Below are 26,224 nucleotides of genomic sequence, written 5' to 3' on the forward strand. Positions count from 1 at the left end.
TCATGGTTCGTGAGGGAGTCGACGTGGCGAGAGACACCGAGAAGCGCATCGACACCGTACCGACGCCGCGCGCTCCGGGCGCGGACGTGACGGTTCCCGGCGCGTCGCCCCTGGTCCTGGCGAACGTCGCGGCCGAGGGCAACGAGTCGGCTGAGCGGGCTGGCGCGACCACCACCACGCCGCGTCGCGGTCCGGCCGCCCGCCGTCCGTCGTCGGCCCCGTCCGTCGGGCTGCCCGCGCACTCGGCCGTCGAGGTGCCGCAGCAGGCCCCCGCGCCGTCTCCGCTCGTGACGAGCAACCCGGTCGTGCCGCCAGTCGCCGCGCCCCGCCCGCGGCGCGTCCGTCGTGCGGTCTGGATCGGCACGGCGGCCGCCGTCGTCGTCGCCCTGGGCTCGGGCAGTGCCGTGTACGCGCGCCAGAGCAGCGACCGGCAGGCGCAGGACGCCGCGATCTCGGCGTCGATCCGCGTCGACGGGTCCGTCCTGGCGGCCCAGCGGGACGAGGCGGCCGACCAGGACGCCGAGCTGGCCGTCGCCACCGCCGCCCTCGTCGCCAACCGTGCCCGTACCGCGGCGCAGGCCCAGGCGGTCGTGAACCAGGCCAACGCCGTCCTCGCCGCCGCCCCGAACGCCGGCGACGGCCCGCGCAACGCTCTCGCCGCCGCCTCCTCGTCGCTCGCCGCGAGCATCGTCGCCCCGGCCACGAGTGCCGCGTCCCTGCACAGGCTCGCGGCCGCCGTGGCGCCCGCGCAGCAGGCCGCGATCGCCGGCCAGGCCGCCTGGCAGGCCGCCGAGAACGCCCGGATCGCCGCCGAGCAGGCCGCCGCGGCCGCCGCGGCGCAGGCGCAGGCGCAGGCCGCCGCTGCCGCCGCCGCTCGCGCCCAGGCAAAGGCTGCCCCGCGCGCGGCCCGCACCGTCGCTCCGCGCACCAGCACGCGTGCCGCCGCAGCGCCGGCCGGCGGGGCGCCGTCGGGCGTCCCCGCCGGTGGTCTCGTCTGCGCCGGGTCCGGTGGCTCGGGCGCCGGTGAGTCGAGCGTCGGGGCGATCGGCGCCGCGATCAACGCCTACCGGGCGGGCCTGGGTCTGCCGCAGCTGGCGGTCGTGCGCAGCGGCACCCTGGTCGCGCACTCCATCACGATGGCCAACACCGGCGGCATCTGGCACAGCGGCAGCGACAACATCGTCGGCTGCGTCAGCAACGGCTCCGCCTCGACGCTGGTCAACGCGTGGCACAACTCGCCCCCGCACGACGCGCAGATGCGGCGCACCGACGTCTCGACCATGAACGTCGGAGGCGCGAGCCTGGGTGGCTGGCTCTTCGGCGCCGTCAAGTTCAGCTGACCATCGCCCACCCACGCCCACGCGTCTCCCAGGTCCGCGTCCGGGTGGGTCAGGGGCCACCCGGACGCGGACGGCTCAGGGGTGGCGCAGGGCCCCCTCCAGGCGGTCCGTGGCCAGGTCGAGGTCCTGCGGTGTGATGGTCAGCGGGGGAGCGAGCCGGATCGTCGCACCGTGCGTGTCCTTGGCCAGCACGCCGACGGCGAGCAGCCGCTCGCAGAGGTCGCGCCCGTCGACGGGTCCCGTCCACGGGGCCGGGGCCACGGGGCCTACGACGTCCAGACCCGCCCACAGGCCGGCGCGACGGACGGAGGCGAGCAGGCCGTCGGCGACGAACCCGTCGAGCCGTTCGCCCCACGCCGCGCCGAGGGCGGCGGCCGACGCCTGCAGGGAACCGTCCGAGAGCAGGTCGATCACGGCCAGGCCGACGGCACACGCCAGCGGGTTGCCGCCGAAGGTCGACCCGTGGGTGCCGGCGGTGAGCACGCCGAGCACGTCGGCGCGACCCACGACCGCGGACACCGGCAGGATCCCGCCGCCCAACGCCTTGCCCAGCGTGACGAGGTCGGGCCGCACGCCCCACAGCTCGGACGCCAGCGTCGTGCCCGTGCGGCCGAGCCCGGACTGGATCTCGTCGCAGATCAGCAGGACGTCCGCGGCCGTGCAGGCCTCGCGGACGGCCGGCAGGTAGGAGGGCGGTGGGACCACGACGCCCTGCTCGCCCTGGATGGGCTCGAGCAGGACGGCGACGGTGGTCTCGTCGATCGCGGCGGCCAGGGCGGCTGCGTCGCCGTAGGGCTGGATCCGGAAGCCCGGCGTGTACGGCCCGAAGCCGCGTCGGGCGTCCTCGTCGGTCGAGAAGGACACGATCGTCGTCGTGCGGCCGTGGAAGTTGCCGTCGGCCACGATGATCGTCGCGCGACCGTCGGGGACGCCCTTGACCTCGTAACCCCACTTGCGGGCGGCCTTGATGGCCGTCTCGACGGCCTCCGCGCCCGTGTTCATGGGCAGCACCATGGGTGGGCCCGCGACCAGCGGTCCGACGAGGCCCGCGAGCGCCTCCGCGAACGGCACGAGCAGGTCGTGGTCGAACGCGCGGGACGTGAGCGTGAGCCGGTCGAGCTGCGCGTGCGCGGCGGCCACCAGCGCCGGGTGCCGGTGCCCGAAGTTCAGCGCCGAGTAGCCCGAGAGCAGGTCGAGGTAGCGGCGCCCCTCCACGTCGGTCACCCAGGAACCGAGCCCGTCGACGAGCGTGACGGGCAGGGGGTGGTAGTTGTGCGCGAGGAACGGCGACGACTCCGACGACGAGAGCGGGGCTGCGACCGGCGAGACGAGCGTCATGGCCGGGTGCGGATCTCGAGCGTGCAGCACTTCGCCCCGCCGCCGCCCTTGAGCAGCTCGCTGGTGTCGACCGGCAGAGGGTTGTAGCCACGTTCGGTCAGGGCCGCGGCGAGATCGACGGCCCCCGGGGCGACGACCACGTTCAGGCCGTCGGACACGGCGTTCAGGCCGAGCGCGCGGGCGTCCTCGGAGGTGGCGTGGATCGCGTCGGGGAACAGCTGCTCCAGGACCGCGCGCGACCCGGACGAGAAGGCGGGCGGGTAGTAGGCGATCTGCGGGTCGTCGGCCGTGCTCGACAGCACCGCCAGCGCGGTGTCCAGGTGGTAGTAGTGCGGCGACACCAGCTCGAGCGAGACGACCGGGCGGCCGAACAGCTCCTGCGCCTCGGCGTGCGCCATCCGGTCGGTGCGGAACCCGGTACCGGCCAGGATCAGGTCGCCGACGACGAGCAGGTCGCCCTCGCCCTCGTTGGTCTCGGCGGCGGTGTGCGTGACGTAGCCGCGGTCCGCGAACCACTTCTGGTACGCGGGACCCTCGGCGGCGCGCTCGGCGTACCGGAACCGCGCGGAGTACACCACCCCGTCGACGACGGTCGCACCGTTGGCCGCGTAGACCATGTCGGGCAGACCCTCGAGGGGCTCGATCGTCTCGACCCGGTGGCCGAGGTCGAGGTAGGTGTCGCGCAGCCGTCGCCACTGCTGGACCGCGAGACCCGCGTCGGTGTGCTTGGTCTTGTCCATCCACGGGTTGATCTCGTACGAGACCGTGTAGTGCACCGGCTCGCACATCAGGTAGTGGCGATCGGTACGTCCAGGGGCGGTGGGGGGCATGGGGTGGGCTCCTCGTGGCGTGTCGTTCCCACGAGCGTACGAGTCGATTCGGTCCGACGGCCGGATCTCGGATTGCGCGCTGAGGCGTGATTCGTTGCGTGCTTCGACCTCTCAGTGGTGATCCGTTGCGCGAACCTCGCTGCTGGCACGCATGAGCGCATACCGGACCATGCCCCCGAGGAACGGACGCAGCGCGATCTCGGTGAGTCGGTGCGGCACCGGGCCGGCCAGCCAGACGTGCTCCGTCCACAGGACGCGGCACGACGAGGGCCCGGCGGGCACGACGACGATGCTCGCGCTGCCCCTGAGCACGTGGCCGGTCTTGGTGAACTCCGCGACACCGGTGCGCGTGTCCGTCGGCGGGTCGTAGCGGTCGATGCGCATGACGTCCGCGAGCCCGGGCGCGCCGCGACGCGCGAACGGCCCCGACACCGCCGTGAACACCGACCCCACCCCGGGCGCGTCCGTGGACAGGCCCACGCGCGTCAGCGGCACCCACCGACCGTGGTTGCGCGGGTCCGCCACGAGCGCCCAGGCGGTCGCGGCATCGACAGGGAACGCACGCACCACGGCGTCGGCGGTCATGACCCCATGGTGGACCCCGGTAGCGTCGGCGTCATGGAGAGCAGGCGGCTGGGGCGCACGGGTCGGGACGTCGGCGTGGTGGGGCTGGGGTGCTGGCAGCTGGGCGCGGACTGGGGATCGGTCGACGACGACGTCGCACTGGGCGTCCTGGCCGCGGCCGCCGACGCCGGTGTCACGTTCCTGGACACGGCGGACGTGTACGGCGACGGGCGCTCCGAGCGGCTGATCGGGCGGTTCCTGGCCGGCTCCGCCTCGCGCGACCTCACCGTCGCGACGAAGATGGGCCGCCGGGCGGACCCGCACACGGCGGACGCCTACACGCTCGACGCCTTCCGCGCGTGGACGGACCGCTCGCGCGAGAACCTCGGCGTCGACACCCTCGACCTCGTCCAGCTGCACTGCCCGCCGAGCGAGGTCTACCGCCGCGGGTCCACCTACGACGCGCTCGACGCCCTGGTCCAGGAAGGTCGGGTGGCCGCGTACGGCGTGTCCGTCGAGACCGTCGCCGAGGCGCTCGACGCGATCGCGCGCCCGCACGTGGCGACGGTGCAGATCATCCTGAACGTGTTCCGTCGCAAGCCGCTCGAGGCGGTGCTCCCCGTGGCGCACGAGAACGGCGTGGGGATCATCGCGCGCGTGCCCCTGGCGAGCGGGCTGCTCTCCGGCAAGTACGACGAGCACACGCGGTTCGCCGACGACGACCACCGGTCCTACAACCGGCACGGCGACGCGTTCGACGTGGGGGAGACGTTCGCCGGCGTCCCGTTCGAGGTCGGCGTCGCGGCCGCTCGCCAGGTGGCCGACCTCACGCCGGCGGGCTGGACGACCGCGCAGCTCGCCCTGCGGTGGGTCGTCGACCAGCCGGGCGTCTCGGTGGTGATCCCCGGCGCGCGCAGCCCGGAGCAGGCCCGCGCGAACGCCGCCGCGGCGTCCCTGCCGCCGGTCGACGAGGAGACGCTCGACGGCCTGCGGGGCGTCTACGACGGCGCGATCCGCCCGCACGTCCACGGCCGGTGGTGAGCGTCGCCGGACCCCGAGGGCGCTAGAGGTCCCCGTGGCTCGACAGGTCCTCGGCGGCCGGCGCCGACGGCTGGTCCGGCACGGACGTGAGCGCACGGCGGCCCCTGCGGCCGCGCGGCAGCCTGCGCGAGGGTGCGGGCAGCAGCACCGGCACGTCGTCGGGACCCGCGATCTCGAAGACGCGCGCGAACGAGGCCGGCGGCGGGCCGAACGCCTTGCGTGCGCCGTCGATCACCGTGCGACCGAGCCCTCGGGCTCCGGCGACGCCGATCACCAGGCCGATGCCGAACGGGATCATCCGGCCGACGGCCAGACCGGTCTGCTTGCCCACCTGCGTGCGCACGAACCGCCGGGTCATGGTCGTGTTCACCTTGCGGACCGTCGCCATCGGCATCCGGGTCAGCAGGGCGCGCGCGACGCTGACGGAGGTCAGCTCCGCGCCGTCGGTGATGAGGACGCCCTTGTTCTCGCCCAGGATCGAGGCCAGCAGCAGGGCGGTGCGGCGGTCGGCGTCCTCGACCTCGATGCCGTGCACAGAAGCGACCGCGAGCGCGAACGCGGCGGACGCGCCGAAGAACGTGGCGATGTCGCTGGCGGTGAGGGCCAGCGCGACGCCGGTGCCGACCGCCGGGGCCGCCGCGACGGCGCCGACGGCACCGCCCGTGCTCTGCACGACCCGCAGGTACTCCTTCTCGAGCAGCCGGATGATCGCCTCGGGGCCGGCCTCGGGGTTGCGCCGACGCAGCGAGGCGACGTGCGCGTGGATCGTCGACGACGGGATGGTCACCGCCTTGGCGAGCGCCGCGTCGACGACAGCCATGGGCTCAGCGCTCCCCGGTGACCGTCAGCTGCACGGTGGCGCCGGCCTCGAGGGTGCGCCCGACGGTGCAGTGCTGCCCGACCGCCCGGTGCACCACCGTCAGCAGGCGCTCGCGTGCGGTCGGGTCGAGCGCGCTCAGGTCCACCACGAGCTCCTCGAGCAACGCCGGGTAGCGGTCCTGCTCGTCGTCGCTCATGCCGGACACGTTGATCGTCACGTCGACGTCGTCGCCGAGGCGGTGCCGCAGCGCGGAGTCGGACGCGAGCCCGCTGCAGCCGGCGAGCGCGATCTTGAGCAGCTCGCCCGGGCTGAACGCGGCGTCGTCGCCGACGCTCCCGATGAGCACCTCGGCACCGCGGGAGTTGCGTCCCGTGTAGCGGCGCACGCCGGTGCGTTCGACCCACAGCCGGGTCTCGTCGGCGTTGCTGGTCACATCGGGCGCCCCCTGAGGCGTCGCCTGCTCCGTCGTCATCCCGCGATCCTGCCACGCGACGCGCCATCGGGCCGAAGTTGCGCAGCGACTACGGATGGGCGTCCCGGGCGCGCTGGTTAGGCTGCACCCGCGGTCGACCCCGGCCGCTCGCCCGGTGGAGGTTCGTGCGTGGTGTCGCTCGTGAGGCGTTGGGCACGCCTCGGCGTGCTCGGGGTCGTGGTCGCGCTCGCGGTCTCGGGCTGTTCGTTCTTCGGTCACGGCGACGACAAGTCGACCGCGGTCTCGGTGTTCGACGTCAAGGTCGGCGACTGCTTCCTGGCGCCGGCACCGCCGCCCAAGGCCGAGCTGACCGACCTGCACCGCGTGACGTGCTCGACGCCGCACCAGCAGGAGTCCTACGCGCTGCTCCCGTACAAGGACCCGGCCACGGGCAAGGCGCCCGACGAGTTCCCCGGAGCCGCGGCGCTCAAGTCGTTCGCCGACGGGAACTGCGCGCAGGAGTTCCAGGGGTATGTCGGCGCCGACTACCGGGACTCGAGCCTCTACTTCACCTACCTCGTGCCGTCGCCGCGCAGCTGGGCGCAGGACGACGACTTCACCGTGCTCTGCTTCATCACCACCACGGGCCAGACGCTCACCAAGTCCGTCAAGGGCACCGGCGCCTGAGCGCACCAGCGAGGAGGAATCATGGGCAAGCCCGCCGCGGTCGCGACCGCGAACCTGCAGTGCACCTTCGGGATGGCACCGTCGACGCTCAACGTCATCCCGATCAAGCGCGTGCTGATCGAGGGCAAGCCCGCGGCGACGATCACCGACATCATGCCCGGGGCCAACATCCCCCCGTTCGGCATGTGCATGTCGCTGGCCAACCCGACCGTCGCGGCCGCCACCGCCGCGGCCCTCGGGGTGCTGACCCCGATGCCGTGCGTGCCCACCGTCGTCGCACCGTGGGCACCGCCCGCCGCGCAGACGATGATCGGCGGGATACCCGCGCTGACCATGGGCGCGATGTGCAGCTGTGCGTTCGGTGGCGTGATCCAGATCCTCAACCCGGGGGCGATGAAGACGCTCGAGGGCTAGCGGCTCTCCTGCCCGAGGGATGCACAGGATCAACATCGGTAGCGATTACCGATGCTCCCGGCGGGCGGGGTTGCATAGCCTGCGGATGTCCTGCCGGTGTCCCGGCGCAGGGTCGCGCGCGCACGGACGTCCGCACGCGACGAGGTGCGGCGGCGCCCCCGGGCCGGCACGACGCCCGCGATCGCTTGAGGAGGCAGTGAGCGTGCTGATCCCCGCGGTCGAGGACGGTCTGGAGAAGCTGCTGCGCAGCACGTTGCCCCTGCCGGTCGAGCAGGGCGACATCTCCTTCGACGCGCCCAACAGCACGTGGTCGGCACAGGTCAACCGGCTCACCGTCAACCTGTTCCTGTATGGCGTCACGCGCAGCGGCCAGCCGCACCGCGGTCCGTCGCTGCGGACGAACGCCGCAGGCGGGATCGAGCGCCGTCATGCTCTGCCCATGGTCGAGCTGTCGTACCTGGTCAGCGCGTGGGCGGGCTCCACCCGCGACGAGCACCTGCTGCTCGGCGACGCGCTCACACGGCTGCTCGCGTTCCAGATCCTGCCGCCCGAGCACGTCTCGGCCCCCTTGGAGTCGTCGGTGCAGATCGCGCTCGCCGAGGACGAGAAGGTCCGGCCGAGGGACGTCTGGGGCGGTCTCGGCGGCACGCTCAAGGCGTCGTTCACGATCGTGGTGACGGTCGCCGCGGACGCGTACGACTGGGAGGCCGCGGCCCCGCAGGTCACCTCCGTCGTCGGCACCGCGGTCCCCATGCCGGCGGGCTCGCGTCCGTGAGAGTCAGCAGCACCGTCGAGCGGCTCGACGTGCCGCCCGGCGGCAGCGGCATCGTCCCCCTCCAGGTCATCAACACCTCGGCCGTCATCGAGTCGTTGTCGGTCAGCGTGATCGGGCTCCCCGACGACCTGTTCCGCTCCGAGCCCACCGCGCTGGCGCTCTTCCCGGAGGCGTCCGGCGCCCTGACGATGACGCTCGCCCTGCCCGATGCGTTCCCCGCGGGCACCTACCCCGTGACGCTGGTGGTGAGCGGCAGCGCGCCCGGGGCCCGCGACGCGTTCCACGACCTCGACCTGGTCGTCCCGCCGCACCCGCACCTGGCGCTCAGCGCCACCCCGTCGCGCGTGCGCACGCGCGGTCGGGCCGCCTTCGTGGTCGAGGTCCGCAACGACGGCAACGTCCCGCTGGACGTGGCGCTGCGGGCGCTGGACAGCGATCGCACCCTGCGCACCACGCTGACGCCGTCGACCCTGTCCGTCGTGCCGGGTGCGGTCACGTCGAGCACCGTGCTGGTCAGGGGTCCGCGCCAGCTCCTCGGTTCCGACCGCGACCGGCCGCTCAAGGTCGCCGCACAGGCCACGGACACGCAGTCCGAGGTGGACCTCGTCCTGCGGCAGCGCTCGACCATCAGCCGCGGCCTGCTCACCGCGCTGATCCTGCTCTCGATCCTGGCCCTGTGGGCGCTCGCGTTCCTGCTCGGCATGAAGCAGGTGTTCGGCACCGACCCGTTCACCAAGGTGGCGCCGCCCTCGTTCTTCGCCGCCACAGTGAGCGAGGACGGCACGACGGGCACCCCCGAGAACCCCAACCCGGCTCCCGCGGGCGCCCTGCAGAAGACCGACGGACCCGTGCCGGCGGGTGTCGGTGCGACGATCACGGGCGTCATCACGGGTGCGTCCGACGGGCAGGGCGTCGGGCGGATCACGGTCGACGCGATGCGCAACTCGCCGAAGGGTCTGGTCGTCGTGTCGTCGGCGGCGACGCAGGACGACGGCTCCTACTCGATGGCCGGCGTGTTCCCCGGCAGCTACATGATCCGGGTGAGCGCCGACGGCTACGAGACGGCCTTCTACGGCGGCACGCCCACCTCCGACGGGGCCGCCTTCGTGGCGGCGCCCGCGCAGCAGGTGAAGTCCGGTGTGAACATGCCGATCACGGGGCTGCCGGCGACGATCAGCGGGCACGTCGACACCGGCGAGGCGCCGGGCGTGGTCGCGGTGACGGTCCAGGCGAGGCCCGCCTGGGACGGCGCCGACCCGAACACGTTCTACCCCGCGGCGCCGCTGCCCATCGACGCGTCCGGTTCCTACGTCCTGAGCAACCTGCCCGCGCCCGGCACGTACGAGCTGACCTTCCTCGCCCCCGGCTACCAGCCGACGACGATCACGGAGCGGGTGCTCGGCGGCCAGAACCGGTTCGCGCTCGACGTGCGCCTCGGCGCGGGCACCGGACAGATCGGCGGGCTGGTCACCGACGGCCGCAACCCGTTGGGCGGCGTGCAGGTCAGCACGACCTCGGCCGGGAAGACCCTCGTCGTCGGGACGCCCACCGTGGGACAGGTGGGTCAGTTCGTCCTGCCGAACCTGCCGACGCCGGCGACCTACGTCCTGACCTTCACCAAGCAGGGGTTCAGCACCCGGACGGTGGTCGTCGACCTCACGGCGGGGCAGATCCGCGGCGACCTGAACATCGTCATGTCCGGCGGCGCGGGCGTCGTGACCGGGACGGCGCTCGACTCCTCGGGTGCCGGGCTCGGTGGCGTGACCGTGACCGCCGGCGGGTCGGCGACGACGCTCAGCACCACCACCCTGACCTCCGGGGCGGTCGGCACGTTCACGCTCACCGGCCTCCAGCCGGGGTCGATCACGCTCACGTTCACCAAGCCCGGGTACACGTCGGCGAGCGTGCCCGTCACGCTCTCGGCGTCGGGGCCGACGGCGCCCGTGACGGTGACGCTGTCGTCGGCGCTCGGGTCGGTGACGGGCCAGGTCACGCAGGGCGGCGTCGGCGTGGCCGGGGCGACCGTCCAGGCGACCGACGGGGTGATCACGCGGACCACGACCTCGACCGCCGGCGGCGCTCACGGCGCCGGCACTTACCTGCTGGCCGACCTGCCGGCCGGCACCTACACGCTCTCCGTGACGACGACGACGGGCGGGCCGGTGGTCGCCACGGCCGTCGTGACCATCCCGCCCGGCGGCGTGGCCAGCCAGGACCTGCCGATCGGCGGTCCCTGACCCATGCGCCTGAACGTAGAGCCCCAGCGCGCGACCGCGAACCCCGGCGTCCCGACGCTGCTGGGCGTCGTGGTCACCAACGCGTCCGACGTCATCGCGGGGTACGTGCTCCGCGTGCTCGGCGCGGACCCGTCGTGGGTCGAGATCGAGGACCCGTCGCCGCGGCTCTTCCCCGGTGAGTCGGTGTCCGTCGCCGTGCTGATCACGCTGCCCGTCGGCGTTCCGGCCGGCGAGCGGCGGGTCGCCATCCAGGTGCGCGACGTCACCGACGAGGCCGCGATCGCGATCGAGGACGTCACGCTCGACGTCCCCGCGCAGCCGAGGACGTCGGTGCGGCTCGAACCGACCACGGTGACCGCCGGTAAGGCCGCCGCCTTCACGGTGCTCGTGCACAACGAGGGCAACACGGTCCAGCACGCCGGCCTGGTGGCCAGCGACCCCGAGGCCAAGATCGCCTTCACGTTCGCCCCTGCGACGTTCAGCCTGTCCCCGGGGGAGAGCGCGTCGGTCGCGATGGACGCCAAGGCCAAGCGTCCGTGGGTGGGCGACCCGATCCTGCGCCCGTTCGAGCTGCGCGTCGACAGCGTCGCCGCGCCGGCCGCGCCGGACGCGCCGCCGGCCGCGGCCGGCGTGTTCGTGCAGAAGTCCCGGCTCTCGCGCGGGCTGCTCGGGCTGCTCGGCCTGCTGGTCGCGCTCACGTTGTTCGCGGTGATCATCACGTTGGCGCTGAGCTCGGTGGTCGGCCGCTCGGCCGCGGACCGCAACCTCGCGATCGAGGTGGCCCAGGCGCGGGTGGCGGCGGCACAGACGGGCACCAGCACGATCAGCGGGACCGTGATCGACCTGTCGACCGGTGCGCCGGTCCCCAACGTGACCGTCGCACTGTTCACCTCGGCCGACCCGTCGGACCCGCTGATCACCAGCACCACCAAGGACGACGGCACGTTCGCGATCACGCGTCTGCCGGCCGGCGGGTACACGCTGCGCGTCACCGGGGCGGGTCTGACCGAGGTCTGGTACGCGGCGGCGGCCACCCAGGCGGACGCGACCGCGATCACCGTCACCGCCGGCCAGACGGTCTCCGGGCTGACGGTCGTGGTGGGCGGCGTGCCCGCCACCATCAGCGGGACCGTGACCGGCGCGGACGTCGCCGGGGCGATGCTGACCGTCGAGATGCCGCTCGACACCCCGCCGCTGGCCGGCCAGGTCCAGCCGGAGCCCGACGAGGCCCCGCCGCCCATCGGGTCCGGCGCGATCGTGCGCACCATCCCGATCGGCGCCGACGGCACGTTCTCCGTGGAGGGGCTGCCCTCGCCCGCGATCTACGACCTCGTCGTCTCCAAGACCGGCTTCGCCAGCACCGTGCAACGGGTCGACGTCGCCGCCGGCGAGGACCGCACCGGGGTCGTGCTCTCGCTGCTCACCGGTGACGGGTCGATCGCCGGCACCGTGTCGGGGTTCAACGGGCCCGTGGGCGGTGCGACCGTCGTCGCCACGACCGGCCAGGTCACCGTCGAGACGGTCTCGCTCACCCAGGACGCCGTCGGGTCGTTCGTCCTGCGCGGCCTGCCCACGCCGGGCACGTACACGGTCATCGTGTCCGCCGACGGCTACTCGCCGGCGACGCTGAACCTCACGCTCACCGCGGCGCAGCAGCTCACCGGCGTCTCGGTGGTGCTCGGGCGCGACCAGGCGTCGCTGGCCGGCCAGGTCAGCGTGCCGGGCGGCAGCCCCGCGGGCGTCACCGTGACGGTCACCGACGGGGCGGTGACGGCCCAGACAGTCACCCAGTCCACCTCGCCCGCCGGGCACTGGGAGGTGACCGGCCTGCGCGTGCCCAGCACGTACACGGTCACGTTCTCGCGCGGCGACCTCGAGTCGCAGGTGCTGTCGGTGGGCATCGACGGGTTCGGCAACGTGACGTCCGGGGCGCCGAGCGCCACCCAGGTGAACGCCACCATGCGTGCTGCCCAGGCGAGCATCTCGGGTGTGGTCAGCCAGGCGGGCACGTCCGGCGCCGCCACGCCCGTCGGCAACGTGACGGTGTCCGTGAGCTCGGGCGTCACGCAGCGCACGGTGACCACGGCGTCGACGCCCGCGTCCGCGGTGGGCACGTACCTCGTCGACCAGCTGCCCCCCGGCACCTACACCGTGACGTTCTCGCGCGCAGGTACGCGGCCGACGTCCTCGATCGTGGTGCTGGCCGCGGCACAGGACAAGATCCTCAGCCCGGTGCTCGTCGCACCGGCCGGGATCGCCGGCCTCATCACGACGGGCTCCGCGAGCGACCCGGCCCCGGCGCCGGGCCGCACGATCCTGCTCTACCTGGCGGCTCAGTACGGATCGGCCGCCCCACCGGTCGCGACGACGACGACCGGTACCGACGGCAGGTACGCGATCGCCGACGTCGACGCCCCCGAGAACTACATCATCGAGGTCCGCACCTCGCCGAACGGCCAGGTGCTCGGCGCGACCGCGCCGTTCACGGTCTCTGCAAGCGAGCAGAAAGAGGTCGACCTGCTGCTCGACAACACGGGGTGACCCCCGCAGATCCACAGGTCACAAACTGACGCCAGGACTCAGCATCGGGCTCTGGCAAGCCGACAATCACTGAGCACCCCTGAGAGGACCGGACCGTGGCCGTCGCTCCGCAACGCACCGCGCAGGGCTCGCCGAGCGTGCTCGTCGAGCCCGGTTCGCACGCGTCCGCAGGGCAGGCCGCGGTGCTGCGGGTGCACGCCCGCAACATCTCCGGACGGCCGCAGGACTTCTCGGTCTCGGCCGTGGGCCTCGAGGGCTCGTGGCTGCCCGCCGCCGTGACCGTGCCCGGAGTCCCGGCGGACGCGACGGCGACGTTCGAGATGACCCTCACGCCGCCGGTCGGTGCGGCGCCGGGTGACTACCCCTTCGTCGTGACGGTCGAGGCGCGGACCACGCCGGGTTCGCCCGCGGCGACGACGCTCGCCGACGGGGCCCTGCGCGTCGACGGCGTGAGCGACCTGGTGCTGACGGTCGAGCCCGCCGACTCGCAGGCCCTGCGTCGGCGCAAGGTCCACGTGGTGCTGGCCAACACGGGCGACCAGCCCGTCCGCGTCCGGCTCGACGCCGGGTCGGACCCGGAGCTGTCGGTCGACCTCGGCGACGGCGACCTCGACGTCGGCCCGCACCAGACCGTGCGCATCCCGGGTGCCGTCAGGGCCAGGCGGCCGCGTATCGTCGGTCACGCGCGCCGGACGTCCTTCCACGTCACCGCCACCGGCGCCCGCGCGCCGCAGAGGTTCGACGGGACCGTCTCGCTGCGCGCCGTGTTCGCCCCTGCGCTGCTGCGGGTCGTGGCGATCGCCATGGTCGCCGTGCTGTGGATCGGCGCCGTCCTGGCGGTGCTGCCGTGGGTCTCCGCGCAGTTCGGGTCGGGCCGCAACGACAAGACCTCGAGCAGCTCGACTCCGTCGCCGAACGAGAGCGCCGGTGCGTCGGCCGGACCCGGGACCGGGACCGGCGGCGGGGCGGCGGGGACGCCCGGCGCTCCCGGTACGCCCGGCGCCGCGACGCCCGGCGTGCGGGTGGCCGGCCTGGTCACGGGTTCGGCGCCTGCAGGCGTCGTCGTCTCGGTCCAGCCCGCGTCGGCCCTCTCCACCACCCCCACGACAGCCTCGGCCCCGAGCAGCACCCCACCGCCGACCGCATCGGGTCTGGAGAAGGCCGTCACCGCGCTCCTGGACCCCAGCCGCGCGCTCGCGGCCGCCGTGGTGGACAAGGTGCACGCGAAGGCCGAGCCGTCCGACTCGTCCGCGGTCGGCAAGGTCCTGGCGACCAGTCTGCCCGTCGAGCGCACCGACCAGATCTCCCAGCGCCGGAGCACGGTGACCGACGACGGCGGCAGCTGGGCCTTCGCCGACCTGTCCCCGACCGCGCGCTACCTGATCGTGCTGGCCAAGCCCGGCTTCCAGACGCAGCGGTTCCTGGTCACCGGCGCCCAGGCGGCGGCCGCGTCGATGAAGGTCGTGATGGTGCCCGGCAAGGGCACGATGTCCGGGCTGATCAGCGGCCCGTCGGGCCCGATCGGCGGCGTCGAGGTGACCCTGTCCGACGGAACCACGACGGTCACCACGCGCAGCGCGACGACCGGTCACGTGGGTTTCTGGGAGGTCGACGGGCTCTCGACGCCGAGCACCTACCTGGTCAGCGCGAGCGGGGACAAGCTGGGGGCCCAGTCGGCCCTGGTGTCGCTGGCCCCCGCCGCGACGCGCACCGTCAACCTGTCGCTGAACGCCGGCGTCGCCACCCTCTCCGGGACCGTGCGCGGCATCGACTCCCTCGGCGGGTTCGGCGGTCTGGGGGGGCTCACCGTCACCGCGACCTCGGGGGACACCACCCGCACCGCCACCACGGTGACCGGGGACCGCGCGGGCACGTTCGTCCTGCCGGACCTGCCCGTGCCCGCCTCGTACACGGTCTCGGTCTCGGGTGACGGGTACGCCACCCAGACGCGCCAGATCGACCTGACCTCCGCGGGGATCTCCCCGATCGACATCACGATGACCAGCACGGGCGGCACCGTCCAGGGCACGGTCACCGAACCCGACGGCACCGGCCTCGCCGGCGCGGGGCTCGTCCTGGACGGCCCGTCCGGGACGTACAAGACGATGTCGTCCTCGGACTCCGGCGGCACCTTCCGGTTCAGCGGGATCGCGCCCGGGCAGTACGTGCTGACCGCCGTGATGTTCTCGCACTCGCCGGCGTCGACCCAGGTCACCGTCACCAGTGGCGGCAACGCGACCGCCGACCTCGTGCTCCAGCCGGTGCCCGGTGGCGGGCTGACGGCCACGTCGTTCATCCAGGGCGGTGTGCGCGACGCCACCACGGGTGGTCAGATCACGTGCCCGTACCTGCTCGCGGGTGAGAAGTGCGCGGTCACCGTCTCGGCATCCGTCCCGGACGCGTCGGGCGTGAAGACGACCGTCTCGATCACCAACCCGACCCCCGACATCGACTACCACTTCCCGGACAGCAAGCTGACCAGCGGACTCCTGCCCGGGTTCTACAGGCTCAAGATCGAGGCGCCGGGCTACGAACCGGGGTTCGTCAACGTCGTCGTGCCGATGGGCCAGACGGTCGACGCGACGACCGTCGCGCTGGAGCAGTCACCGTCCGTCATCGGCACGATCCAGGCCAGGGTCGGCACGGTGCCCGACACCACCTGCGTCATCGCGGTGTCGGTCGACGCGACCAACCCGACCGCGCCGTGCGTGAAGACCGGGGCGACGCCCGCCGACGGCTGCTCGATCGTCGGCGCGGCGTGCAGCTTCCTCAGCACCAACGGCTCGTACGCCATCAACCGGCTCCACGCGGGCTCGTTCCGGATCATCGTCGTCCCGGCAGCAGGCAGCGAGTACCTGGCCCCGGACGTGGTGACGGTCGCCCTGGTGCCGGGGGCGTCGCGCCGCTTCGACGCGATCCTGGACCGGTACGGCGTCCTGTCCGTGACCGTCATGCGGTCCGACGGGACCTCGCAGGTGCTGCCCGAGAACAGCGCGACGGTGTCGATCGCCTCCGCGACCGCGACCGGCCCGATGCCGGCCCCCGTGACGACGAACATGAGCGGCTTCGCGCAGCTGCGCGGGATCCCGCAGGCGAGCGACTACACGGTCACCGCGACGTCGGCCGGCGACACCGCGTCGCTCACGAACCTGTCGGTCGGCCTGAACCAGGAGGTGACGGTCCAGCTCGTCATCGCCTCGGCCGCCAAGGACAACGTGACGGGTCAGGTCGTCTACCAGCAGGCGGCCGGGCTCTCGAAGGAGGTGCCGAACGCCAGTGTCCAGATCACGGGCACCACGGGCTTCAACGGGCTCATCCCGATCCGCACCACGAGCACGCCGGCCGCGACCACCGACACGCTCGGCGGCTTCACCTTCTGCGTCGTCGTCGCGGGCTGCCCCGGTCCGCCGACGTCGACGAACCTCGCCCTGATCGGCGACCGGGTCGACGTCCACGTCACCGCGCCCGGCTACGTGCCGTTCACCGCGACCGACGTCGCGACGAGCGCGCTGAACCCGATCACGTTGACCCCGAGGGGCGTGTCGTTCCAGGGCCTGGTCGGGTTCGACCCGACGCCCGACCCGGCCGACCTGGCCGGCACGCTCGCCAAGGTCCAGTTCGAGGTGCGCAGCGCGCCCCCGGGCGTCGGGAACCTCTCCTTGACCACCGCGATGGGGCCGAGCGGTCCGATCGCGGTCTGGTCGGACTCGGCCCAGCCGACGGACCCCGCAGGCGGCCGGCTCATCCTGCCCGGCAAGTACGTGGTCGCCGCGTCGCTGGCCGGCTACGACACGGACGTCGTCCCGTTCGAGGTCACGCCGAACCAGGCCATGAGCCCGATCACGTTCACGCTGCACAAGTTCGGGTTCCTGCGCGTCTCCGTCGCGGCGGCCCAGGACCACACCGTCGGGGTGCAGGGCTCGATCATGACCCTGTCCCTGCCGGGCGGCGTGACGCAGCGGATCGTCGCCGACCCGGGCAACGACTACGTGGACTTCGGCGACCTGCCGACCGGCAAGTACCAGGTGGCCGTCCGGGCGCCGGGATACGCGCGCCAGACCACCTTCGTGAACGTCGTGGCGGGGCAGACGGTGCTCACCCCGGAGGTCGTCTACCTGGTCAAGCTGGGCGCCCTCACGGGCGTGGTCAAGACGCACCTGGCCGTGGACTGGGACCAGGTGCAGCCCGACGCGCAGGTGACGGCGTCCGGCCCGCAACCACCGGACTTCTCCGCGACGACGGGCGCTGACGGCCGCTACCGCATCACCGGCACCACGACCGACGACGGCCTGGTCAGCGGCGCGTGGACCGTCACCGCCACGGCCGGCACGGCGAGCAACGCGGTCACCACGTCGATCCCCACGTCGTCCACGGTCGTCATGCCGGTCGACGTCGAGGCGCCGGAGATCATCCTGCCCGCGCAGCGGGGCAACCTCCTCGTCGAGGTCGTCGACGGCACCAAGCGGGTCAACGGGCTGACCCTGCAGCTCACCTACACAGAGCCCGGTGGCCCGCGCACGGTCCTGCCGGACTGCGTCGGCGGCGACAAGGCGGGAACCTGCCCCGGGACCGACGGGCAGTACCAGTTCAACGGCGTCCTGCCGCTGACGTACAACCTCAACATCTCCGGGGGCGGCTACTCGCCCCTGACGCTGCCCGTGACGGTCGGCCCCGGGCAGAACCAGACCGTCCAGGTGCCCATCACGACGCCCGCCGGCTCCATCCAGGGCCTCGTGCTCCACCAGGCGGCCACGGGTGGGTCGAGCACCGTGAACAACGCGACGATCACGCTGAAGCAGGGCTCGACGACGGTGGACACCACCACGTCGGACACCAACGGGCAGTACAAGTTCGCCGCCGTGGCACCCGGCGCCTACACCTTGTCGACCACCTTGTCGACGCCGAGCGGCGACCTCTCTGCCGCGCGCAACGTGACGGTCCTGCCGGGACAGGGGATCGTCGTCGACCTCGTGCTGAGCGACGTCACGCGGCAGGTCGTGGTGACCGTGACCTCCGCCAACAACACCGACCTGTCCGGCGCGCTCGTGGCCCTCAGCGGGAACCCGTCCGCGCCCGCGGGCCAGCCGGTGATCCGCACGGGCGCGGGTGCGAACACCTACAGCACCACGTTCAACCAGGTGCCCGTGGGCACGTGGACCATCACGGTCTCCGGACCCTCGGGCCACCTCGGCTCGACCACGCTGGCCAACGTCGTCGTCGACGCCGGCACCGACGCCTACCAGGCGGCGATCACCGTCACGGAGACGCAGCTGGCGCTGCGCGCGACGAGCTCGGCCGCCTCGCCGCCCTCGACAGTCGTCGCGACGATCACCCAGGGCACCACCACGCTGTCCTCGAACGTCAACGTGTTCGTCGGCGGTGGTGACACCGTGCTCTTCGTGCCCGCGAAGGCGACCACCGTCACCGGTACCACGAGCGGCTCGTACACGGTCAACGTCACGGGCGGCACGATCGGCGCGAACGCCGGTCAGGCCCTGGTGACCATGGACGTCGTGGGTCAGAGCACGACGACCACCGCCTCCGCGTCGGCGCCGACGACCGTCAGTACCGGTGACGTCGTGACGGTGACCGCGCAGGTCACGCCCGGGTCCGGTGGCAAGCCGAACAACGGCACCCTCCAGCTCCAGCGCAGCACGACCCCCGTGACCACCTGGACGGACGTCGGTCCGTCCCCGACCGTCAACGGCAACTCGCAGACCCTGACGGCCACCACCGACAGCTCGTGGGGCACCGGCACCGTGAGCCTGCGCGTGGTCTACTCGGGGGGCGGCATCTGGGGCCCGTCGACGAGCTCGACGTTCACCGTCACCGTGCAGACGCCGACGACGATCGGGGGCTTCGCGTACGCGGCGGGCGCGACGGGGCCACCGGCCACGCCGGGGACGATCACCGCGGCGGTCGGACCGGTCGGGGTGACCGGCACGGTGACGTTCTTCTCCGGTCCGGGACCGGGGACCCAGATCACCGGCTGCGTCAACGTGCCGGTCGTGTCCGGGACGGCGACCTGCAGCGACACGCTCGCCACGGGCACGACGAGGGTGTGGGCCAACCTGTCCGGCACGGGCGTCTACGCCGACAAGGCAGGGACGCCGACGAACATCGTGGTGCCCTGACGGCCTGACCGGACCGGCCGGTCAGAGGGCCCTCAGACCATCCACACGATCATCAGCGTCAGCCCGACGGCCACGATCGACGTGCACAGCACGACGAGCCACGTGGGCGGGTGGTCGCACGGTTCGGTCTGCACGATGACGACCGGCGCGGGTGCCGGCTCGGGCAGCGGCGGCGGCGGGGGCGGCGGCGGCGGGTCCATGAGGGCACCGCACCGCACGCAGCGCACGGCGGTCGGCACGTTGAGCTCGGCGCACGCGGGGCAGGCCAGGGTGGCGGACAGGGCGTTGCCGGATGCTCCCGGTGCGCGGCGCAGGGCGTCGTCCGACGACCCGTCGTCGGGTCCGGCGCCGGAGGACGGGCGGGCCCAGAACAGCGGGTAGTCGCAGGTGGGGCAGAAGTCGGTGGCCAGGCGGCGGTCGGCGTGGACGGTCGAGACCGTGCCGCACTCCGGGCACGCGAGCACCAGCGAGTCGCCGGTCTGCGTGCCGTCCTGCGAGCCGATGACGTCGGTCATGAGGCCACCCCCTGGGCGATTCGTTCGGGCAGGGGCCACGCGCGGCGTTCCCCGACCCAGATCTCGGCGTGCACGTGCGCGGGCACCTCGTCGAGGACCAGGCGCAGGAAGTCCGGCTCCTCGAGCAGCCCGGTGGACTGTACCTCCATGACGACCCACGCGGGGCCGACGGGTGCGCCCTGGCGCTCGAACACGCCGCCGCCCTCGCTCACGGTCACCGGCCCGCCCGAGAAGAGCTCGAGCAGCATGCGCAGGCCCTTGGTGGTCCCGCGCCACTGGAGGGTGGCCCCGGCGGTCGCCAGGATCTGCCGCTGCAGCGCGTCCGAGAACGAGTCGTCGATGCCGGACAGCCCCAGCCACTGGGCCATCCAGCGGACCATCGCCAGGGGCGTGATCGTGCGGTCGGCCAGGTAGGGCAGGTTGTCGGCGTGCGCGAGCAGCGTGCCGGCCTGCTCCTGGAAGATGCGCACGAAGCGCACGAAGAAGTCCTCCCCGAGCATCCCCGCGGGCAGCTGGTTGAGCAGCCAGTCGTCGTGCCGGGTCACCGCTGGCCCCTCATCGCACGACCACCCGGTGGTCCGCCGACAGGAACAGGGCGTACTTCTTCAGCGGCACGGACTCGCGGCCGCCACCGACGCGACGCCCGTTGCGCAGGTCGTACTCGAACAGCTGCAGCTCGTCGACCGCCAGCACCCCCTCGACGGCCTCGATCACCTGCGTCACCGCGGCGGCCGTCAAGGTCGCGTCGAAGGGCCAGCCGGCCCCGTCGGGCCCTCCGGTGAGCGGGTGCACGAACCGGGTCAGCTGGTCGACGACGCGCTGGCGGACCATCGTCGCCGGCCTGCCGGGCAGGGCCCTGATCAGCGCGGCGACGCTCACACCCTGGTAGAACGGGGTTCCCAGCTCGAGCGGGACGCCGACCATCCGACGCTCGTTCAGCGCCGACTTCACCGCGTCGAAGAGCTCGGGCTGCAGGGCGAAGTCGTCCAGCTGGTGCGTGCGCGGGTCGCTGTGCAGCTGGGGCACGACGAGCACGCGGACCACCGAGGACCCCGTCTGCGACGCGGGCAGGCAGCGGGCGCGCGCCACCTCGATGGAGGCCTGCCGGGCGATCGCCTCGAAGTCCGACGCCGTCACGGCGCGCTGGCCCGTGCGCAGCGTCAGGGGTCCGCGGACCTTGGCCTCGGCCGCCGTCTCGGCGTCGACACCGCCCTTGCCGGGGAGCAGGTTGGTGACCGACGCGACGAACGGCAGTGCCGTGCGCAGGGCCGTGAGGGTACGCACGCCGACGTTCCCGGCGTTTCCGCCGCCGGTGCGGTACCCGGACACGCGGATCTCGGCCCCGTCGCGCGGGATCGCGCCGTGCTGCCGTGGCGCGCCGGAGGGGTGCCGGATGGTGGGCCCGAACCGGATCTCGCCCGTGTTCGAGTCCCAGACGACGTGCGTGTCGTCCGGGCCGGACGCCGAGAAGTCCGGCACCTCGGTCCACACCTGGGTGCCGCGACGGTCGACGACGATGACGTGCTCCTCGCCGCGTCGCTCGGCCACCGGTGCGACGGCGACCGTGAACACCTGCGCGGCCACGCCGGTCGAGCGCCCGAGCATCTCGGCGGGTTCGGCGTGCGCGTGCTCGGACGGCACGGTGATGCCGATGGCGTGCAGCGCGATCGACGCGATCCGGGGCGACGCCTGGTACGTGGGCTGACCGGGCTTGGGCCGCAGCAGCCGGACCCGCAGCCAGTGCGCGAGCTTTCCGCCGAGCATCAGCGACTCGTGCCGCTCCGGCACCAGGAGGACGACAGAGCCGGGCTTGTTCAGGCCGCCGGTGCCGTCGGACTCGACGATCGCCTTGATCCACGCCTCGCCGTTCCAGGCCTCCCAGATGATCGGCGCGTTCAGCGGGTCGACGCCGATGCCCTCGGCGCGGGCGGCCAGGTCGAGGCGCACCGCGTAGCCGGCCAGCGACTCCTGGGTGCCCAGGTAGAGCGCGTCGCCCTCGACCAGCGGCGTGGACGGGAAGCACACGGCCGACTGGCCCGGCAGCGTCAGGTCCTCCCACACGTCGTTCGTCGCGACGAGGGCCGCGTCGGAGGTGTAGGCGGCGACGAGCCTCGGGGGACCGACGACGCCCTCGGCGGACGTGCTGAACACGATCGCGTCGGCGTCACCGAGCGCGGTCGACACCTCGGTGCCGGTGGGCACGCGGACGATGCGCTCGGCGGGGGCGGACAGCCAGAACGTCAGGTCGGTGTGCGCCACGGACGGCGGGAACGGCTCGATGCCGACCAGGTTGAGGAACTCGACGTACATCCGGTCCGGCACCTGGTTGACGCGGTACAGGACCATCTCGCTGACCCACGCGAAGAGCTCGATGAGAGCGACGCCGGGGTCGGAGACGTTGTGGTTGGTCCACTCCGGCGTGAACCGCGGGATGAGGCGCTTGGTCTCGTCGACGATGTCCTGGAAGGTGCGGTCGTCGAGGTTCGGCGGGTCGAGCGGCATCAGGCGTCCTCGCGGGGGATCACATAGAAGGGGTAGACCAGGTTGCGCCTGTCGTTCGTCGCGCGGATGCGGTAGGCGATGCCGATCCGGACCATGCCGGAGCTGTTCTCGTCCTGCACGGGCGTGACCGCGTCGACCTCGATCCGCGGCTCCCACTGCGCGAGCGCGTCACGGACGGCCTGGCTGATCAGGCCGATGAGGTTGGCGTTGACCGGCTCGAACAGCAGGTCCCAGATGCGGCAGCCGAACTGCGGTCGCATGAGCCGTTCGCCGGGCGCCGTGAGCAGGACCATGCGGATCGAGTCCTCCAGGTCACCACCCTGCGCGGTGAGCGCGATGGAGCCCGTGTGGTCCACGCTCATGGGCCAGGCGAACCCGCGGCCGACGAAGTCCGACGTCGGAGGGCTGGCGGCGATCTCGCTCAATTGATCTTCACCATCGCTCCCTTGATCTCCAGGATGCCGCCGGCCTCGACAGCGCCCATACCGGTGCCCTTGAACGAGGCCTGCGTGCCCTGCAGCTTCAGACCGGTCGTCGCCGTGGCCTCGACGTCGGCGCCGCTGACCGCGACCTTGGTCGACGCCTTGATCGTGATCTTCGTGGCGTCGATCGTGATGCCGCCGTTGCCGTCGAACTCGATGAACGCCGAGCCGACCGTGATCTTGAGCGGGACGCCTGCGGGCACCTTGAGGTCGGCGCGGTCCTTGCCGATCTTCAGCGAGTGGTCGAGCCCGGCCAGGGCCAGCTCGACCGACTGGGTGGCGGGCGTCGTGCCGTCGCTCATGGTCAGGGTGTGCCCGAGGCGCGAGGTCAGCGCGCGTGTCACCACGGCGCCGTTCTGGTCGACCGCCGCGGCGGTGGGCGTGGTCGACTTGTTGCCGTAGAGGCCGCCGAGCACCACCGGACGCGTGATGTCGTCGTCCTCGAAGCCGATGAGGACCTCGTCGCCGACCTCGGGGATGACCACCTGGCCGCGGTTGGCGCCGGCGCCGATGGCGAGCACCCGGGCCCACGCGCTGGAGAGCTGGTCGGAGGCGGTGCTCAGCGAGACGCGCACACGTCCCAGGTTCTCGGGGTCCACGACGTTGTCGATGACCCCCACGGCCAGCCCGCTGCGCCGGAAGCTCGACACCGGGGCGGTGGTCTCCCACGGGTCCGAGAGCTGCACGGGGTCGCGGTCGCCGACGACGAACCGCGAGATCGCGTTGCCGTCCATCCACACGTTGTCGACCTCGCGGATGTAGTAGTTCCCGTTCGAGGGCCCGGCACCGTTGACGATCAGGCGCCCGCCCGGGACCAGCATCGCGGTATACTGGCACGAGCCGGTCGCGGTGACCCGCCCCGTGCGCGCGGCGAGGGCCTGCGCCGCGAGCGTGGCGTCGGTCTGCGACCGGGTCGCCGCGCGGGCGTCGACGCGGGTGTACTTCGTCCCGCCGCCCGTCGTCGCGTCGAAGCCCGCCCGCGAGGTCGGCGTGTTGGCCGTGCCGACCACGGCGGACTGCGCGACGGGGTCCCAGCCGCGGACGGTGACCGAGGTGGCGCCGTCGCCGACCTGACGGGCCGCGAACGAGATGACGTCCATGCCCATCGTGATGGAGACGGCCTGCGCCCCCGGGGAGCTGCCGGTGGCCGCGGGCCACATCGAGAACGTGTCGCCGAGGATCGACCAGTCGCGTCCCGTTCGCCGGGCGATCTCGTCGATCATGCCCAGGGCGGTGTCGTTGCGCAGCGCGTACTTCACGGGCGTCGTCGGCAGGTCGATCGTCCCGGCGGTCAGGCCCGCCGCCTGCAGCAGCGACCTGACGATGTCCCCGAGCGCGACGTTGGTGAACGACTCGACGTCGGTGTTCCGCATCAGCTCGTAGCCGCCGTCCTGGACGACGACGGTCAGGGTGAGACCCGCGCCCGAGTCCAGCTCGCTCGTGACGGACGTGACCCTGCCCTCGAACGCGGGGTCGGTCTTGTCCCCGTACCCGGCCGAGACCGTCACCTTCTTGCCGATGTTGAACGTGCCGGCCGCGACGAGCGTGAATCCGTCGTCGAGGAACGTCATCGTGCACCGACCGACCGACCGCAGACCGCGCTGGACGCGCACGCGCGTGATCTGGATGGTCTCCGGGATCGCCTGGCCCTCGGACGTGATGTCGACCCGCACCACCCCGTCGGACTCGAGGAGCGGGCTGGTCATGAGTCGAGCTTCGGGATCGACAGCATCGAGCCGGGCTTGAGCGCGAGCGGGTCGGCGATCGAGTTCGCGGCGGCGAGCGTGCGCCACCGCGTCGAGTCGCCGTAGTACTGCGCCGAGATGCGGTCGAGCGTCTCGCCGGGCTGCACGCGGTGCACCCGGTGCGGTCGCGGCGTCCCGGACGTCGGGTTCTGGCGCCCGAACGCCTGGGACTCCTCGTACTGGCGCAGGACGAGCGCCATCGTCGCGCGCAGCGGCACGCCCGTGCTCGAGAAGTACGTGTACGTGAGCTCGAGCTGCGCGATGACCGCCTTGAACGAGTGCAGGTCGCCCCAGTGGAACGTCACGTACGGCGGACGCGTGCTGTGCTTGGACTCGTCGGTGCCGGGCAGGCTCGGGTCGACGTCCATGAGCGAGACGATCTTGCCCGTGTGGGTGCTGACGTCCGTGCCTGTGTCGGTCGTGTCGAAGAAGAGGTCCACGCGCAGCACACCCGAGTTCGCACCCGTGTAGCGCAGGCGCGTAACCCCGCGGCCCGCCAGGGGCGCGCCCGACCAGGTGTTGCTCCGGCTGATCTTCAGCTGCGCCGGGTTGAACAGGCAGGAGACCCGGGTGCCGTCCTCGGTCTCGAGGAATGCCTTCTGGCTCGAGGGCGCGGCGGGTGCGGGGGTGGTCGACGACATCAGAACACCTCCGACCCGCGGCGCCATGCGCGACGCTCGGTCTCTTCCTGGAGCCGGTCCTCGATGATCTTCAGGACAGCGATGCGGAACTCTTCGCCGCCGAACGAGCCGCCGCCGCCCCCACCCGGGGTGGGCTCGCCGACACCGGCGGTCCTGTCGATCCCGGAGTTGTCGAACTGGGCAAAGTCGAGGTCCGCGCTCATGTCAGGTCCTCCCTCCCCATCGAAGAAGCGTCGCACGATGTGCGGCGTGCCGGCGGGAGCGCCGAAGGTCATGGGCCCGGTTCGCGAACCGGCCGGTGCGCCGAAGGTCATGGGGCCGGCGGGTGTGCCGCTGCCGGTGCCTGTGGCTTTCGCTGGTGCCGTGCGTGAGCCACCTGAGGTCCGGGTCGCCAGGGCGTCCGCCGCCCTCGAGCTCGGCGCGGACGGCTCGCCGGTCGTCGGCGAGCGGCGCACGACCGTCCGGGGCGGCAGCACGTTCCAGGCGTCCGGGAGGCGCGGTGGGTTGGCGCCGCTGGCCGGTCGCGGAGGCGGCGGAGCGGTCAGGCCGCCGATCGCCGCCGGCCAGCCCGTCGAAGCCGTGCCCGGGGACCAGGCGTTCGTGCCGGGGGCGCGGGGGGTCGCGGTGGACGCGTGGGTGGCTCCGACGTCCTTGGACGTCGACCGGCGGATCGCGCCGCCCGGCGGGAGGCCGACCGTCGGGAGGCCAGCGCCCGTCGCGCCCGCGCGGCTCATGGTGGGGACGCCGTTCGACCAGGAGACGCCGACCCCCGGCGCGCTGGTTCCGGACGCGGCGGATCCGGACGCTCTGGCTCCGGCGGCGCTGGTGCCGGCCTGCGCCCTGGTGGCGAGGGTCGCGCTCATGTTCGGCGTCGTGCTCGAGGTTCCCGACGAGCGGGAATCCCTGGGGCCCGCGGTGCTCGCGGCGCCCGAACCCGAGCTCGTGACCCTGCGGCGAACCGGCGCGGCGGCGGACAGCGCCGAGGTGGCACCGCCGCTGGCGGTCCGGATGGGCACGGGCGACATCGCACGCAGCGCGTAGCCGGGTCCGGCCAGCTCGGCACGCGGGGCGGCAGCCGTCCCGCCGGACGACGAGGAGGCATGGGCGTCGGAAGACGAGGCAGCGGCTGAACGTTGGGCGGATGCGTAGGCGGCCGCGGCGCCCGTGGGCGGAGCGAGCCTGCCGCGATGGTCGCCGACCGCGATC

General features: G+C 73.0%; 21 protein-coding genes. 9 read left to right on the plus strand and 12 right to left on the minus strand.

The window, feature by feature from the left end:
• Positions 1 to 23 precede the first annotated feature (23 nt).
• On the plus strand, positions 24 to 1,340 hold the full coding sequence (locus ACPPVS_RS02355) for a CAP domain-containing protein (protein WP_426594367.1): 1,317 nt from the start codon (positions 24 to 26) through the stop codon (positions 1,338 to 1,340).
• 75 nt (positions 1,341 to 1,415) lie between these two features.
• Here the strand turns inward: ACPPVS_RS02355 and rocD are convergent, their stop codons facing one another.
• The 3 genes from rocD to ACPPVS_RS02370 form a co-directional block, all read right to left on the minus strand.
• Entirely contained in the window at positions 1,416 to 2,678 is a 1,263-nt protein-coding gene (gene rocD / locus ACPPVS_RS02360; RefSeq protein WP_426594368.1) for an ornithine--oxo-acid transaminase, read from the minus strand.
• Entirely contained in the window at positions 2,675 to 3,508 is an 834-nt protein-coding gene (gene ddaH, locus ACPPVS_RS02365) for a dimethylargininase (RefSeq protein ID WP_426594369.1), read from the minus strand. Before ddaH ends, rocD begins: the two co-directional genes overlap by 4 nt.
• Positions 3,509 to 3,619: 111 nt before the next feature.
• Positions 3,620 to 4,093 (minus strand): SRPBCC family protein, encoded by a 474-nt coding sequence (locus ACPPVS_RS02370; protein ID WP_426594370.1) that lies wholly within the window; start codon positions 4,091 to 4,093, stop codon positions 3,620 to 3,622.
• Positions 4,094 to 4,126: 33 nt separating this feature from the next.
• On the opposite strand from ACPPVS_RS02370, the gene ACPPVS_RS02375 reads away from it, so the two are divergent.
• Complete coding sequence (locus tag ACPPVS_RS02375) at positions 4,127 to 5,113, plus strand: aldo/keto reductase (RefSeq protein WP_426594371.1); 987 nt, start codon at positions 4,127 to 4,129, stop codon at positions 5,111 to 5,113.
• A gap of 22 nt (positions 5,114 to 5,135) precedes the next feature.
• Here the strand turns inward: ACPPVS_RS02375 and ACPPVS_RS02380 are convergent, their stop codons facing one another.
• Together ACPPVS_RS02380 and ACPPVS_RS02385 are read right to left on the minus strand one after the other, a co-directional pair.
• Positions 5,136 to 5,933: a hypothetical protein gene (locus ACPPVS_RS02380; protein WP_426594372.1), complete on the minus strand. Its 798-nt coding sequence runs from the start codon at positions 5,931 to 5,933 to the stop codon at positions 5,136 to 5,138.
• Between the two features lie 4 nt (positions 5,934 to 5,937).
• On the minus strand, positions 5,938 to 6,405 hold the full coding sequence (locus ACPPVS_RS02385) for an OsmC family protein (protein WP_426594373.1): 468 nt from the start codon (positions 6,403 to 6,405) through the stop codon (positions 5,938 to 5,940).
• A 141-nt stretch (positions 6,406 to 6,546) separates the two neighbouring features.
• Here ACPPVS_RS02385 and ACPPVS_RS02390 point away from each other — a divergent pair, with 141 nt between their 5' ends.
• From ACPPVS_RS02390 to ACPPVS_RS02415, 6 genes are all read left to right on the plus strand, one after another.
• On the plus strand, positions 6,547 to 7,032 hold the full coding sequence (locus ACPPVS_RS02390) for a septum formation family protein (protein ID WP_426594374.1): 486 nt from the start codon (positions 6,547 to 6,549) through the stop codon (positions 7,030 to 7,032).
• Between the two features lie 21 nt (positions 7,033 to 7,053).
• Positions 7,054 to 7,446 (plus strand): DUF4280 domain-containing protein, encoded by a 393-nt coding sequence (locus ACPPVS_RS02395; protein WP_426594375.1) that lies wholly within the window; start codon positions 7,054 to 7,056, stop codon positions 7,444 to 7,446.
• A 196-nt stretch (positions 7,447 to 7,642) separates the two neighbouring features.
• On the plus strand, positions 7,643 to 8,221 hold the full coding sequence (locus ACPPVS_RS02400; RefSeq protein ID WP_426594376.1) for a DUF4255 domain-containing protein: 579 nt from the start codon (positions 7,643 to 7,645) through the stop codon (positions 8,219 to 8,221).
• Positions 8,218 to 10,458, plus strand: a complete 2,241-nt coding sequence (locus ACPPVS_RS02405; RefSeq protein WP_426594377.1) for a carboxypeptidase regulatory-like domain-containing protein — start codon at positions 8,218 to 8,220, stop codon at positions 10,456 to 10,458. The genes ACPPVS_RS02400 and ACPPVS_RS02405 overlap by 4 nt, the downstream gene beginning before the upstream one ends.
• A 3-nt stretch (positions 10,459 to 10,461) precedes the next feature.
• Positions 10,462 to 12,999, plus strand: a complete 2,538-nt coding sequence (locus ACPPVS_RS02410; RefSeq protein ID WP_426594378.1) for a carboxypeptidase regulatory-like domain-containing protein — start codon at positions 10,462 to 10,464, stop codon at positions 12,997 to 12,999.
• 95 nt (positions 13,000 to 13,094) lie between these two features.
• Positions 13,095 to 19,133, plus strand: coding sequence for a carboxypeptidase regulatory-like domain-containing protein (locus tag ACPPVS_RS02415; protein WP_426594379.1), 6,039 nt, complete (start codon positions 13,095 to 13,097; stop codon positions 19,131 to 19,133).
• 32 nt (positions 19,134 to 19,165) lie between these two features.
• Here ACPPVS_RS02415 and ACPPVS_RS02420 read toward each other — a convergent pair whose 3' ends face one another.
• From ACPPVS_RS02420 to ACPPVS_RS02450, 7 genes are read right to left on the minus strand one after another with little or no spacing between them, the layout of a single operon-like run.
• Entirely contained in the window at positions 19,166 to 19,648 is a 483-nt protein-coding gene (locus ACPPVS_RS02420) for a hypothetical protein (RefSeq protein WP_426594380.1), read from the minus strand.
• Entirely contained in the window at positions 19,645 to 20,193 is a 549-nt protein-coding gene (locus ACPPVS_RS02425; protein WP_426594381.1) for a phage tail protein, read from the minus strand. The genes ACPPVS_RS02420 and ACPPVS_RS02425 overlap by 4 nt, the downstream gene beginning before the upstream one ends.
• Before the next feature lie 10 nt (positions 20,194 to 20,203).
• Positions 20,204 to 22,150 carry a putative baseplate assembly protein gene (locus ACPPVS_RS02430; protein WP_426594382.1) on the minus strand — a complete coding sequence of 649 codons (1,947 nt, stop codon included), beginning with the start codon at positions 22,148 to 22,150 and terminating at the stop codon, positions 20,204 to 20,206.
• Complete coding sequence (locus ACPPVS_RS02435; RefSeq protein ID WP_426594383.1) at positions 22,150 to 22,575, minus strand: GPW/gp25 family protein; 426 nt, start codon at positions 22,573 to 22,575, stop codon at positions 22,150 to 22,152. The genes ACPPVS_RS02430 and ACPPVS_RS02435 overlap by 1 nt, the downstream gene beginning before the upstream one ends.
• Positions 22,572 to 24,338 (minus strand): phage baseplate assembly protein V, encoded by a 1,767-nt coding sequence (locus ACPPVS_RS02440; protein ID WP_426594384.1) that lies wholly within the window; start codon positions 24,336 to 24,338, stop codon positions 22,572 to 22,574. Before ACPPVS_RS02440 ends, ACPPVS_RS02435 begins: the two co-directional genes overlap by 4 nt.
• A complete protein-coding gene (locus ACPPVS_RS02445) occupies positions 24,335 to 25,018 on the minus strand; it encodes a LysM peptidoglycan-binding domain-containing protein (RefSeq protein ID WP_426594385.1) in 684 nt (227 codons plus the stop codon). Before ACPPVS_RS02445 ends, ACPPVS_RS02440 begins: the two co-directional genes overlap by 4 nt.
• On the minus strand, positions 25,018 to 25,221 hold the full coding sequence (locus ACPPVS_RS02450) for a hypothetical protein (RefSeq protein ID WP_426594386.1): 204 nt from the start codon (positions 25,219 to 25,221) through the stop codon (positions 25,018 to 25,020). The genes ACPPVS_RS02445 and ACPPVS_RS02450 overlap by 1 nt, the downstream gene beginning before the upstream one ends.
• Before the next feature lie 160 nt (positions 25,222 to 25,381).
• On the opposite strand from ACPPVS_RS02450, the gene ACPPVS_RS02455 reads away from it, so the two are divergent.
• Entirely contained in the window at positions 25,382 to 26,059 is a 678-nt protein-coding gene (locus ACPPVS_RS02455) for a hypothetical protein (RefSeq protein WP_426594387.1), read from the plus strand.
• Positions 26,060 to 26,224 lie beyond the last annotated feature (165 nt).

Origin of the sequence: Cellulomonas sp. McL0617, from assembly GCF_049994875.1 — a bacterium.
GTDB lineage: Bacteria > Actinomycetota > Actinomycetes > Actinomycetales > Cellulomonadaceae > Cellulomonas.

Excerpts from the sequence above, each read along its gene's own strand:
- ACPPVS_RS02385 (WP_426594373.1), bottom strand. The coding sequence starts at position 6,405 with ATGACGACGGAGCAGGCGACGCCTCAGGGGGCGCCCGATGTGACCAGC.
- ACPPVS_RS02370 (WP_426594370.1), bottom strand. The coding sequence starts at position 4,093 with ATGACCGCCGACGCCGTGGTGCGTGCGTTCCCTGTCGATGCCGCGACC.
- ACPPVS_RS02380 (WP_426594372.1), bottom strand. The coding sequence starts at position 5,933 with ATGGCTGTCGTCGACGCGGCGCTCGCCAAGGCGGTGACCATCCCGTCG.
- ACPPVS_RS02420 (WP_426594380.1), bottom strand. The coding sequence starts at position 19,648 with ATGACCGACGTCATCGGCTCGCAGGACGGCACGCAGACCGGCGACTCG.
- ACPPVS_RS02410 (WP_426594378.1), top strand. The coding sequence starts at position 10,462 with ATGCGCCTGAACGTAGAGCCCCAGCGCGCGACCGCGAACCCCGGCGTC.
- ACPPVS_RS02450 (WP_426594386.1), bottom strand. The coding sequence starts at position 25,221 with ATGAGCGCGGACCTCGACTTTGCCCAGTTCGACAACTCCGGGATCGAC.
- ACPPVS_RS02440 (WP_426594384.1), bottom strand. The coding sequence starts at position 24,338 with ATGACCAGCCCGCTCCTCGAGTCCGACGGGGTGGTGCGGGTCGACATC.
- ACPPVS_RS02430 (WP_426594382.1), bottom strand. The coding sequence starts at position 22,150 with ATGCCGCTCGACCCGCCGAACCTCGACGACCGCACCTTCCAGGACATC.
- ACPPVS_RS02445 (WP_426594385.1), bottom strand. The coding sequence starts at position 25,018 with ATGTCGTCGACCACCCCCGCACCCGCCGCGCCCTCGAGCCAGAAGGCA.
- rocD (WP_426594368.1), bottom strand. The coding sequence starts at position 2,678 with ATGACGCTCGTCTCGCCGGTCGCAGCCCCGCTCTCGTCGTCGGAGTCG.
- ACPPVS_RS02375 (WP_426594371.1), top strand. The coding sequence starts at position 4,127 with ATGGAGAGCAGGCGGCTGGGGCGCACGGGTCGGGACGTCGGCGTGGTG.
- ddaH (WP_426594369.1), bottom strand. The coding sequence starts at position 3,508 with ATGCCCCCCACCGCCCCTGGACGTACCGATCGCCACTACCTGATGTGC.
- ACPPVS_RS02395 (WP_426594375.1), top strand. The coding sequence starts at position 7,054 with ATGGGCAAGCCCGCCGCGGTCGCGACCGCGAACCTGCAGTGCACCTTC.